At 72.0% G+C, this 11,638-nt stretch carries 8 protein-coding genes and 1 pseudogene; 5 read left to right on the top strand and 4 right to left on the bottom strand.

The window, feature by feature from the left end; translation table 11 throughout:
* Positions 1–223, top strand: a pseudogene (locus GSF22_RS23360) (hypothetical protein); the annotation flags it as partial.
* Between the two features lie 111 nt (positions 224–334).
* On the top strand, positions 335–934 hold the full coding sequence (locus GSF22_RS23355; RefSeq protein WP_244368314.1) for a nitroreductase family protein: 600 nt from the start codon (positions 335–337) through the stop codon (positions 932–934).
* Positions 935–940: 6 nt separating this feature from the next.
* Here the strand turns inward: GSF22_RS23355 and GSF22_RS23350 are convergent, their stop codons facing one another.
* From GSF22_RS23350 to GSF22_RS23335, 4 genes are all read right to left on the bottom strand, one after another.
* On the bottom strand, positions 941–2,512 hold the full coding sequence (locus tag GSF22_RS23350; protein ID WP_208815873.1) for an NAD(P)-binding domain-containing protein: 1,572 nt from the start codon (positions 2,510–2,512) through the stop codon (positions 941–943).
* A gap of 61 nt (positions 2,513–2,573) precedes the next feature.
* Complete coding sequence (locus GSF22_RS23345) at positions 2,574–3,650, bottom strand: LacI family DNA-binding transcriptional regulator (protein WP_208815872.1); 1,077 nt, start codon at positions 3,648–3,650, stop codon at positions 2,574–2,576.
* Complete coding sequence (locus GSF22_RS23340; RefSeq protein WP_208815871.1) at positions 3,634–6,129, bottom strand: glycoside hydrolase family 3 C-terminal domain-containing protein; 2,496 nt, start codon at positions 6,127–6,129, stop codon at positions 3,634–3,636. The genes GSF22_RS23345 and GSF22_RS23340 overlap by 17 nt, the downstream gene beginning before the upstream one ends.
* A 235-nt stretch (positions 6,130–6,364) precedes the next feature.
* Complete coding sequence (locus GSF22_RS23335; protein WP_208815876.1) at positions 6,365–7,585, bottom strand: ROK family transcriptional regulator; 1,221 nt, start codon at positions 7,583–7,585, stop codon at positions 6,365–6,367.
* Positions 7,586–7,950: 365 nt separating this feature from the next.
* On the opposite strand from GSF22_RS23335, the gene GSF22_RS23330 reads away from it, so the two are divergent.
* The 3 genes from GSF22_RS23330 to GSF22_RS23320 are packed head-to-tail and all read left to right on the top strand — an operon-like array spanning position 7,951 to position 11,620.
* A complete protein-coding gene (locus GSF22_RS23330) occupies positions 7,951–9,618 on the top strand; it encodes an extracellular solute-binding protein (protein ID WP_208815870.1) in 1,668 nt (555 codons plus the stop codon).
* Positions 9,615–10,655 carry an ABC transporter permease gene (locus tag GSF22_RS23325; RefSeq protein WP_244368308.1) on the top strand — a complete coding sequence of 347 codons (1,041 nt, stop codon included), beginning with the start codon at positions 9,615–9,617 and terminating at the stop codon, positions 10,653–10,655. The genes GSF22_RS23330 and GSF22_RS23325 overlap by 4 nt, the downstream gene beginning before the upstream one ends.
* Positions 10,652–11,620 (top strand): carbohydrate ABC transporter permease, encoded by a 969-nt coding sequence (locus tag GSF22_RS23320; protein ID WP_208815869.1) that lies wholly within the window; start codon positions 10,652–10,654, stop codon positions 11,618–11,620. The genes GSF22_RS23325 and GSF22_RS23320 overlap by 4 nt, the downstream gene beginning before the upstream one ends.
* Positions 11,621–11,638 lie beyond the last annotated feature (18 nt).

The following is an 11,638-nucleotide window of genomic DNA, read 5'->3' as shown; positions in this document are numbered from 1 at the left end:
GTGTGGGGCGGACCGGCAGCGGGCGGTGGCGGCCCGGCGGGGACGGCTCACCGACGTGGTCGACTTCCTGGCGGCGGCGGTCGGCGGCGGGCCGGACGACGGCGGGGACGGTGTTACCAGGTCCGGCGGGGGCGGCGGGGACGGTGCCACCGGTTCCGGCGGGACCGGGGTGGCCGGCCCGGTGGTGGTCGGTTCGCCGGTGGAGGACAGCAAGGTGCCGTAACCGGATCGGCGGGTCCGTGCCGGATGCTGGATGGGTCCACCGGGTGAGGGAGGCGTGGTGTCGGACAGGACGACAGGGCAGACCGGCGTCGGCAAGCTGACGCCGACGGAGATGGTCGAGGCGGCACGGGCATTCGCCGATCGGATGGCGGCCCGCCGGACGATCCGGGACTTCCGGCCGGACCCGGTGCCGATGGAGGTGATCGAGGAGGCGGTCCGGGTCGCCGGGACGGCGCCGAGCGGCGCGCACGTGCAGCCGTGGCGGTTCGTGGTGTTGACCGACCCGGAGCGCAAGCGTCAGTTGCGGGCGGCGGCGGAAGTGGAGGAACGGGAGTTCTACGCACGACGGGCGTCCCCGGAGTGGCTGGCGGCGCTGGCGCCGTTGGGGCTGGACTGGCGTAAGCCGTTCCTGGAGGTGGCGCCGGTGGTGATCGTGGTGTTCGAGGTGCACCAGGGCCCGCACTCCCCGAGGCCGTACTACGTGAAGGAGTCGGTGGGCATCGCGGTGGGCATGTTGATCACGGCGTTGCACCAGGCGGGTCTGGCCACGTTGACGCACACGCCCAGCCCGATGCGGTTCCTCAACGAGGTGTGCGGGCGGCCCCGGGAGGAACGTCCGTACGTGGTGATGCCGGTCGGGTACCCGGCGCCGGACGCGACGGTGCCGGACCTGACCCGCAAGCCGTTGTCGGAGATCCTGATCCGGGACTGAGGCCGGTCAGCGGCGTAGCGGGAGTTCCCGTTCGAGCCAGGCGCGCAGCGGTGCGACGTGCCGGTCGGGGCGGCGCCACTCGGCGAGCAGGTCCTCCAGCAGGTGCAGTTCGTCGACCAGGGTGTCGCCGTGGTAGCGGCGGACGACCGGGTGGATGAAGGCGCTTTCGGCGGCCCGGTCGGGTTGCGGGTGCCGTTCGACGGCGAACACGTCCCGGTAGTCGTCGCGTCCCCAGCGCAGCCCGAGGGTGTAGTAGTGCGGCTGGTCGTGGAAGCGGTCGCGGATGTGGTCCTCGGGCAGGTCGATGTAGTGCCGGACCTGTCCGGTGGTGTCGTCGACGACGAGGGCGTCGCAGAGGTACTCGAACTGGGTCCACAGGGCCGAGCTCCAGTTGAGCCGGTCCAGGACCAGGGTGGTGAGGGTGTCGGCGTCGCGGGCGACGACGTCGAAGGGCAGGGGTACGCCGTCGTAGCGTTCCCGGAGCAGGGCGGTGAGGGTACGCAGGTTGTAGCGGAATCCGTCGATGAAGGCCGAGGAGGCGTGTTTGAAGTCGCGGGCCTGGGCGAGGGTGCCGGCGAAGTAGAGGCCGTCGATGCTGGACTGCCAGTCGGAACCGGTGGTGGGCATCCGGCCGCTGGGGACCGTCTCGGGGCGGCAGTCCGGGGCGAAGATCGAGGTGTCCATGGCGAATCCGGTGCAGCGCAGCACCGACTCGTAGTCCATGACGGCGGTCTCGCCGTCGGCGTGGGTGTAGGTCAGGTGGACCCGGTACCGGTCGCCGACGGGGCGGATCTCGTCGACGACGCAGTCGAGGACCGCGTGCAGGGTCTTGAACTGGTAGCTGTCCAGGACGGCGCCGTGGTGGCCACGGACGTCGCCGGGGTGTTTGGTGTTCCACGCCAGGCGGATGGGGCGGGGGCTGGCCAGGTGCACCATGGCGGCGTGACCGAGGATCGCCGAGGCGGTTTCGAACGCCGAGTTGCCCTTGCCGAGGACGAGGACCCGTTTGCCGGTGTACGCGGCGGGGTTGGTGTCCATGTCCTCGTAGCCGACGGCGTGTTCGATGCCGGGGATGTCGGGGATGTGGGGTCGGCCCCAGCCGGTGGCCACGATGAGGCACCGGGCGCGCAGGGTGGGGCCGTCGGTGTGGACCAGGAACCCGTCGTCGTCGCGTTCGATGCGCTGCACGTCGGTGTCGAAGCGGACGGCGAGCTGGTGGTGGCGTTGGAAGTCGCCCAGGTAGCGGACCATGTCGTCGGCGTGCGGGAAGTACTCGCTGCTGTACTTGCCGAAGGGCAGGTCGGCGGGCTCGTGCAGGAGGGAGTTCCAGTCCCAGCGCAGCCGGATCTCCGGGTCGGTGCTGACCGTGTACTGCTTGTTGAGGGAGATCAGCCGCCGGTGCCGGGGGAAGTGCCGGAAGAACTCGGCGGGGGCGGGAGCGCGTTCGACGGTGAGGTAGTCGCAGCCGGCCTGCTGGAGGTAGTAGCTCAGTTGCAGGCCGGCGGGACCGGCGCCGATGATGACGTACCGGTGGGCCTCGGTGTCGCCGGGGACGGTCCGGTTGTCGTCGTGTCCCATGTGGACGCCTTCCCGAAAGACTTGTACCGCAAGCGAACCATTGCCGATGGAAGGAATTCTGTCAATAGCGTGCTGGGGCGGCGGTGGTGCTGTCGCGTACGGTCAGGTGCGGGTCGAGCATGGTGGCCTCCGGGACGGAGGCATCGACGAGTTTGCGCATCAACAGGGACACCGCCTGCCGGCCGACCTCCTCGGCCGGTACGGGTACCGAGGTCAGTCGGGGGCTGGCCTGTTCGGCGAACTGGTCCGGGCAGATCGCCACCACCGACACGTCCCGGGGTACCCGCCGACCGAGGGTGGGCAGGGTGGCCAGGACCGCCCCGACCGCGGCCTCGTTCTGCACCACCAGCCCGGTCAGGTCGGGTTGCCGTGCCAGCAGGTCGGTCAGGAGGGCGCGGACCCCGGCGGCGCCCTCCGGGCAGGGCAGTGCGGTGGCGGTGATGCCGTGCCGGTCGGCGGCGGCCAGGACACCGGCCCGGGTCCGGTGGGCGAAGCCGGTGTCCCGGTCGTAGACCGCCGCCGGGGCGCCGAGCAGCGCGATCCGCCGGTGCCCCAGGCCGGCCAGGTGCTCCACGCAGACCTCACCGGCCCGGTGGAAGTCCAGGTCGATGCAGGTCAGGCCGGTGCTGTCGGCGGGGAAGCCGATCAGCACGCTGGGTCGGGCCAGGTCCCGCAGCAGTGGTACCCGCAGGTCGCGCATCTCCACGTCCATGAGCAGGATGCCGTCGACCAGGGCGCTGGCCGCGATGCGGCGCAGCCCGGCGGGCCCCTCGTCGGCGGTGACCAGCAGGACGTCGTGGTCGAACTGCCGGGCGGTGGTCACCACCGCCATGGCGAACTGCATGAGGACCGGGACCTGCATGCCGGTACGCAGCGGCAGCACCAGGGCGATGACGTTGGCCCGCCGGCTGGCCAACGCCCGGGCCCCCGCGTTGGGGTGGTAGCCGAGCAGCCGGATGCTGGTGAGGACCCGGTTGCGGGTGGTGGCGGAGATGACCCGTTTGCCGCTGAGTACGTACGACACGGTGCTCAGCGCGACCCCGGCGTGCCGGGCCACGTCGGCGATGGTGACCCGGTCGGGGGGCTTCGCGGCCGGGTCGTCGCCGGCCGGGGTCGGGCCGTCAGGCCGGGCCGGCACCGGACGGTCCTCCCACCGGCAGCGGGTCGGTGTCGGCCGGGTACCGGATGTCCGGCCCGGTCACGGTGAGCGTGCCGACCAGCCGGATGTCGGTGGCCGACCGGCCGACCATGATGCTGTGCCGGGCGGTCTCGACCAGGTGGCGGTCGGTGTCGGTGTCCCAGTGACCCAGGTCGGCGGTACGCAGCCGGAGCCGGACGGTGCGTCGTTCGCCGGGGTCGAGGGTGATCCGGGCGAAGTCGCGTAGCTGCCGCAGGGGCTGCTTGACCCGGGAGTGTCGTTGCCGGGTGTAGAGCTGCACCACCTCGTCACCCGGGCGGGTGCCGGTGTTGGTCACCGTCACGCTCACCACGACCTCCCCGTCACCGGTCGCCGATGCGGTGCTCAGTGTCAGCTCAGCGTAGTCGAACCGGGTGTAGCTGAGGCCGTGGCCGAAGGGGTACAGCGGGTCGCCCCGGTAGTAGAGGTAGGTGGCGTCGGCGTCGATGATGTCGTAGTCGAGCAGGTCGGGCAGGTCGGCGGTGTCCCGGTACCAGGTCTGGGTGAGCCGGCCACCGGGGTCGGCGTCGCCGACGAGGACGGCGGCCAGCGCGTGTCCGTACTCCTGGCCGCCGTGCGCGGACCACAGCACCGCCGGCAGGTGGGCGTCGGCCCAGCCGACCGCGTACGGGTAGCTGCTGCTGAGCACCAGCACGGTGTGCGGGTTGGCGGCGTGCACGGCCCGCAGCAGGGTCTCCTGGCCGGTGGGCAGGGCCAGGTCGGCGCGGTCCTCGGTCTCCCGGCCGTTGACCATCGGGTGGTTGCCGAGGACCACCACCGCCACGTCGGCGTCGGCGGCCAGGGCGGCTGCCGTGGCGGCCCCGTCGCGGACCAGGTCGACGGTGAAGCGGGTCGCCCCGGCCGGGTCGGTGGCGTCGGCCCGCAGCACGCCGTCGGCGGACACGGTGAGGTACCGGTCGCTGGCGAGGTGGTGCAGGGTGACGGTGTCGTCGGGGGCGGACCGGAAGCGGAAGGTTTCCCGGACGATCCAGTCGCCCGGTCCGGGCCGGTCGTTGCGGACCGTTGCGCTGTCGTCGGCGCCGAGGTGGCGGCCGTTGGCGGCGGCCCGCAGGGCGACCGTGTCGGCGCCCCAGTCGAACACGTCGAACCAGGTCTGTGGGTCGGCGGTGGTGCCGGTGGCGGTGACCTCGGCGCCGTCGGGTGCGGTGGCGCAGCGCAGGTACCGGTCGCCGACGCGCAGCGCGATGCGGTCCACGCCCTCGTCGGTGTGGACGGTGTCCGCGCCGAGCCGTGCGGCGAGGCCGTCGTACGCGGTGACCCGGTACGGCAGGGTGCCGCTGTACCAGTCGGTGTGCAGGGTGTCGGCGAGCGGGCCGAGGACGGCGACGCGCAGTCCGGGTCGGGGGGTGACGGGGAGCAGCCCGTCGTTGCGCAGCAGCACGATCGACTCGCGGGCGGCCTGCCGGGCGAGTTCCCGGTGGGCGGGGCAGTTGATCACGTCGGGTCGGACGTCGGCGTACGGGTCGGTGTGCGGCGGGTCGAGGTCACCGAGGCGGATCCGGACGCTGAGGATGCGGCGTACCGCCCGGTCCACCTCGGCGGGGTCGAGCAGGCCGCGGCGCAGGGCCTCGGTGAGGCGTTGCACGGTGGGGGTGGGGTCGGCGTCGTTCTCGGTGAGGTTGTCGATGCCGGCGCGGATGGCGGCGGCGAACCCGTGGACGTGGTCGGGGGTGTGTTTCTGCAGGTCGGTGAGGTTGCTGACGGCTCCGGCGTCCCCGACGACCATGATCTCTTCGGGTGCCCAGCGGCGCAGGGTGTCCTCGATCAGTGGGCTGAGGTGGGCCGGTACGTCGTTGACCAGGTTGTAGGAGGCCATCACGGCGACGGCGGCCCCGGCGGCGAGCGGGGCGCGGAACGCGGGCAGTTCGTACTCGTGCAGCACCCGGGGTGGCAGGTTGCTGGAGGTGGTGGCCCGGTCGGTTTCGTTGTTGTAGGCCAGGAAGTGCTTCAGGGTCGGTGCGGTGCGCAGCCGGTCGGGGTGGTCGCCGCGCAGGCCGGTGGCGTAGGCGGTGGCGAGCCGGCCGGTCAGCCAGGGGTCCTCGGCGTAGCCTTCCTCGTTGCGGCCCCAGCGGGGGTCGCGCAGCGGGTTGACCACCGGCGCCCAGACGTTGAGGCCGACCCGGGTCGGGTCGGCGTGGTGCAGGGCCCTGACCTCGGTGCCCACGGCGGTGCCGACGGCGGTGAGCAGGTCCGGGTCCCAGGTGGCGGCCAGGCCGACGGCCTGGGGGAAGACGGTCGCCGGTCCGAGCCAGGCGACCCCGTGCAGGGCCTCGGTGCCGGTGCGGAAGGCGGGTAGCCCGAGCCGGGGGACCGGGGCCTGGTGCTGGTGCAGCAGGGCGACCTTCTCCGCCAGGGTGAGGTGGGCCAGCAGGTCGGTGACGCGGTCGCGGAGCGGGCGGGCGTCGGGGCGGTGGTTCATGGGTGATGTGTCGCCTTTCGGGACCGGTGGTCCGGCGGTGTCGAAGCGCTTCGACGCTGGCCCGGACAGACGGGATCGCAGCAAGGGGGGCGGCCGTCGTGCCCGGTAAGCGCGAAGCGCTTCGACGACGCAGCGGAACACGCCACCGTCGTTACCCGCGTGTGTCGAGGTGGCGTTCTGAGGCTTGCACCAGCGCGCCGGCCGGGTCAAGGGGGGCCGCGAGATCAGTTGCGGCTCAGCCGCCGGTGCTGGCCGGCAGCCGCCCGGCCTCGATGGTGGACAGTGCGGCGGTGGCCCCGCCGAGGGCTGCGGCGATGCCACCGAGCGTGGAGGCGTCGAGGTGGCAGCCGCCGGTGTCGGGTGCGACGGTCCGCTCGGCCAGTTCCGCGCGGGCCGCGGGGAGCAGCCACGGGGCCAGGGTGGCGAGGTGCCCGCCGAGCAGGACGGTGGCCGGGTTGACCACCCCCGCCAGCAGGGCGACGCCGTGCCCGAGGTGCCGGCCGGTCTCGGCCAGTCCGGTCAGGACGGTGGGCTCCCCGGCCCGGGCCAGGGCCCGGATCCGGTCGATCTCCGGGGTGAAGTCGGTGACCGGGTCGTCCTGCGCGGGGTCCGGCAGCAGCCGGTCGACCAGGGCGGGCAGGCCGGCGTACGCCTCCAGGCAGCCCCGCCGGCCGCAGCGGCAGGGTGGCCCGGTGGGGTCCAGGGGTAGGTGGCCGACGGCGCCGGTGAATCCCCGGGCGCCCCGCAGGAGCCGGCCGGCCACGACGATCCCGGCGTCTATCCCGGCGGTACCGGTCAGGTGGACCAGGTCGGCGGTGTCGGCGTGGCCGCCGTGGCGCTGCTCGGCGAGGACGGCGAGGTTGGCCTCGTTGTCGACGGTCACCGGGAAGGCCGGCTCGCGCAGCGCCTTGCGCAGGTCGACGGCGAGCGGTACGTCGTGCCAGCCCAGGGCGGCGGCCAAGGGTACCGCGCCGGTGGTGTCGACCAGGCCGGGTATCCCGACGGTGAGGCCCAGCACCTGGCGTCCCTGGCCGGTGACCCGGCTCAGGGCGCGGCGGGCCAGGGCGGCCAGGGCGGTGACGGTCTCCCCGGCGGTGGCGGTCAGGGTGGTGAAGGCGCGCTGCCAGGTGAGCAGCCGGTTGCCGCCCGGGTCGATGGCGACCACCACCAGTTCGTCGGCGCTGACCTGCATGCCCAGCGCCGCGTAGGGTTCGCCGTCGAGGACGAGCATGGTGGCCGGTCGGCCGACCCGGTTCTCGGTCACCCCGGTCTCGCGCAGCAGCCGGTACCCGATCAGTTCGGCGACGAGGCTGGACACGGTGGCCTTGTTCAGGCCGGTGTGGGTGGCGATGTCGGCCCGGGAGCAGGGTGCGTGGTCCCGGACGTGGCGCAGTACCACGGCGCGGTTGGTGGCCCGGACGTCACCGAGGTCGGTCGGCTGTGGCCCGTTGTGCATCGTGATCACGTCCCGCTCCCTGCGCCTACGGTGTCCGGCCGGTGCGCCCGCCCCGGCCGGCGGGTCCATCATGCCGTACCTGTCCGGCCGGTCCGGTGGTCCGCCGGGCCGGTGTCCGCCACGCCGTGGTGGCGGGCCCGGACCGGGCCGTCGGACGGTGGTGGCGCCTCCCACCACGCGCCACCACCGCCGACGTCGGCCCCGCCGGCAGGTCGGGGCCGAGTCCGGGTGACCGCCCCCCGTGGGTCTGGTGCTCCCTTGTGGGGCCGATCACCGTGGATTAGTTTGTTCGGCTAGAAGCCCAACTAACTCTATCCGGGTGTGCCCGATCCGTACACCCGTCACGTGGATGAAGGGAGTGCGCCGTGAAGCCGTCCCTGCCGGGCGCATCGACCGATCGCCGGACACTGCTCCGCCTGCTCGGAGTCGGCGCCGCCGCCACCCTGGGCGGCGGGACCCTCGCCGGTTGCAGCAAGGAGGCCGGAAGCAAGGGCACCGCGACCCAGGCGGACGCGATCAGGGCGGTCCTGCCCGCGTACCAGCCCGTCGAGCTGGTCAAACCCGACATCCCCGGCCAGGGGCCCATCCCGCAGGGTTTCCTCAGCTACCCGCGCCAACTGGTGGACGCGGTGACCGAGCAGCCCGGCCGGGGCGGACCGCAGATCAAGACCATGACCCCGTGGTGGGGGCCGACGCCCCCGGGACTGGGCCGCAACTCCTACCTGGCGGCGGTCAACGCCGAACTCGGCGTCGAGGTGAACCCGAGCATCCAGGACGGCAACACGTACGCCGACAAGCTCAACGCGATGCTCGGCGCCCGGGACGTCCCGGACCTGCTGTCCGTGCCGAACTGGGAGATCGACAAGATCGCCCGGTTCTCCGACGCGGTCAGGGCGCTCTTCGAGGACCTCACCGACCACCTCAGCGGCGACGCCGCCAAGGCGTACCCCAACCTGGCCTCGCTGCCCACCGGGGCCTGGGAGTACTCGGTCTGGGGCGGCCGGCTGCACGCGGTGCCGTTCCCCACCGACGGCCCGTTCGGCTGGGCCCTGTTCCAGCGCAGGGACCTGCTGGAGAAGGCGGGCCTGGCCACGCCGACGACGCCGGAGGAGCTGTACCAGTTCGGCAGGCAGGCCACCAACGCCAGCAGGGGCGTCTGGGCCTTCGGGTCGGTCTTCGACATGGTCCAGCAGTTCTTCGGCTGCCACCAGACCTGGCGTAAGAAGCCCGACGGCGGGTTGCAGCACAAGTACGAGACCCCGGAGTACCGGGCCGCGCTGGAGTTCACCGCGCGGCTGTTCGCCGAGGGACTGGTCCACCCGGACACCGTGGCCAGCAAGGGCGCCGACGAGAAGCAGCTGTTCAACGGCGGCAAGATCCTGATGTTCCAGGACGGGCTCGGCGCCTGGCAGGGCATGCAGGGCGAACAGGCCAAGGTCACCGCCGGGTACGACATGCAGCCGGTACCGGTCTTCGGCGCCAACGGCGGCAGACCGGTGATCTGGGGCAGCGAGAAGCCGATCTTCTTCACCTTCGTCAGGAAGGGACTCGGCAAGGACCGGGTCACCGAGCTGCTGCGGGTACTGAACTGGGGTGCCGCCCCGTTCGGCAGCCGGGAGTACGAGCTGCGCGAGTACGGCGTGGAGGGCCAGCACTTCACCCGCGCGGCCGACGGCAGCCCCGTCCCCACCGACCTGGGCCGCAAGGAGATGGCCGGGCAGTTCGGGGCGCTCGGTGGCCGGGTGGCGGTCAAGGTGCGCAGCGGCGACACCCCCACCTACGTGCAGGACTACCTGGCCTACTACCGCAAGCACATCGACCTGATGGAGAAGGACCTCTTCGCCGGCATCAAACTCGAACTGCCGGCCAACTGGTCGAAGATCATCACCCCCACCGACGACAAGATCCGCGACATCCTGCGCGGCCGTCGCCCGCTGGGCGACCTGGACCAGGTGGTCAAGGATTTCCTGGCGTCCGGCGGTGAAGAGGGGCGCGCGTTCTTCGAGAAGGCGCTCGCCGACAACGGCCGATGAGCGACGTGGACACGGCCGCCTCCCGGGTCGGCCCCGCCGGCCCGGGTGACCGGCCCTCCTCCGCCACGGGAGGGGGACACCCCCGCCGGGGCCGGCGCTCCCGGCCCCGCCGCAGCCTCGCCGACCGGCTGCGGCGGGACTGGCCGCTGCTGGCGATGACCGCACCGGCCGCACTGCTGCTGCTGGTCTTCCACTACCTGCCCACCCTGGGCAACGTGATCGCCTTCCAGGACTACAACCCGTTCGTCGGGGACGACCCGGTGGAGGCGTTCCTCTACAGCGAGTGGATCGGCTTCGGCAACTTCGAGACGCTCTTCGCCGATCCGCTGTTCTGGGACGCGGTACGCAACACGCTGACCATCACCGCGTTCCAGTTGGTGTTCTTCTTCCCGCTGCCGATCCTGCTGGCCATTCTGCTCCACAGTGTGGTCTCCGGGCGGGTCCGGGGCTTCGTGCAGAGCGTGGTCTACCTGCCGCACTTCTTCAGCTGGGTACTGGTCGTCACGTTCTTCGTGCAGATGTTCGGCGGGGCCGGCCTGCTGGCCCAGGAGATGCGTGACGCCGGCCTCCAACCGTGGAACGTGATGACCGACCCGGACGGGTTCATCGTGCTGGTCACCGCCGAGGCGGTCTGGAAGGACGTCGGCTGGGGGGCGATCGTCTTCCTGGCCGCGCTCTCCGCGATCGACCCGAACCTGTACGAGGCGGCGGCGGCCGACGGGGCCGGCCGGTGGCGACGGCTGTGGCACATCACCCTGCCCGGCCTGCGGCCGGTGATCGTACTGCTGCTGATCATGCGGCTCGGGGACGCGCTGTCGGTCGGTTTCGAGCAGTTCATCCTGCAACGCGACGCGGTCGGTCCGCAGGCCGCCGAGGTGCTCGACACGTTCGTCTACTACAACGCCATCGCCACCCAGCAGTGGGGACTGGGCGCCGCCGCCGGCCTGTTCAAGGCCGTGGTCGGGCTGGTGCTCATCCTCACCGCCAACCACGTGGCGCACCGGCTCGGCGAGCAGGGGGTGTACTCCAAACGATGACCGCGCAACTCAGCCCGGCGGGCCCGGTACCGGTACGACCCGGCCCGGTCACCGGCCGGCGCGGACGACCCCGGCGCCCGGTCTGGGAGGAACCGCCGTCGCCGGCGGGCCGGCTGGGCAAGGGCGGCGTACTCGTCCTGCTCGTGCTGGCCGTACTCTTCCCGATGTGGTCGGTGGTGGTGACCAGCCTCGCCTCCCGGGAGACCATCAACGACACCGGCGGGATGGTCGTCGTACCGAGGGAGTTCGACCCGTCGGCGTACGTCACGATCTTCTCGGGCGGCCAGGTCACCCAGGCGGTCTGGACCAGCACCCTGGTCACCGTGGTCGGTACCGCGCTGAGCCTGGCGCTGACCGTGCTGGCCGCGTACGGACTGTCCCGCCCCGGCTCGGTGGGGCACCGGTTCCTGCTGTTCCTGTTCCTGCTGACCTTCCTGATCTTCCCCGGGCTGGTACCCAGCTACCTGGTGGTCACCGGCCTCGGACTCAAGGACAGCCTCTGGTCGCTGGTCCTGCCCAGCGCGATCAGCGTGTTCAACCTGGTGGTGATCCGGGCGTTCTTCATGAACGTGCCGTCCGAGCTGATCGACAGCGCCCGGATGGACGGGGCGGGGGAGTTCCGCATCCTCGCCCGGATCGTGCTGCCGCTGTCCCGGGCGGTGGTCGCCGTGGTCGGCCTGTTCTACGCCGTCGGCTACTGGAACGCGTACTTCAACGCGGTGCTGTACATCGACGACAACGACAAGTTCCCGATCCAGCGGGTGCTCCAGAGCTACATCCTGGCCGGGCAGTCCCCGCACCTGTCGGGCGGATCGGTGGGCATACCCGGGATCACCGCGTACCCGCCGACGCTGGCGGTCAAGATGGCCGTCGTGGTGGTCACCGTCCTGCCCGCAGTGATCATCTACCCGTTCGTGCAGCGGCACTTCACCAAGGGTGTGATCACCGGAGCGGTCAAGGGCTGAAACTCCGCGGCCCCGCCC

The organism is Micromonospora echinofusca (genome assembly GCF_017614955.1).
Classification (GTDB): domain Bacteria; phylum Actinomycetota; class Actinomycetes; order Mycobacteriales; family Micromonosporaceae; genus Micromonospora; species Micromonospora echinofusca_A.
The sequence above is the reverse complement of the archived record's forward strand: the minus strand, read 5'-3'. Positions and strand labels throughout refer to the sequence as shown.

Bases quoted from the DNA above. Each gene is read 5' to 3' on its own strand.
- GSF22_RS23355 (WP_244368314.1), top strand. From the start codon at position 335: ATGGTCGAGGCGGCACGGGCATTCGCCGATCGGATGGCGGCCCGCCGG.
- GSF22_RS23350 (WP_208815873.1), bottom strand. From the start codon at position 2,512: ATGGGACACGACGACAACCGGACCGTCCCCGGCGACACCGAGGCCCAC.
- GSF22_RS23340 (WP_208815871.1), bottom strand. From the start codon at position 6,129: ATGAACCACCGCCCCGACGCCCGCCCGCTCCGCGACCGCGTCACCGAC.
- GSF22_RS23335 (WP_208815876.1), bottom strand. From the start codon at position 7,585: ATGCACAACGGGCCACAGCCGACCGACCTCGGTGACGTCCGGGCCACC.
- GSF22_RS23325 (WP_244368308.1), top strand. From the start codon at position 9,615: ATGAGCGACGTGGACACGGCCGCCTCCCGGGTCGGCCCCGCCGGCCCG.
- GSF22_RS23320 (WP_208815869.1), top strand. From the start codon at position 10,652: ATGACCGCGCAACTCAGCCCGGCGGGCCCGGTACCGGTACGACCCGGC.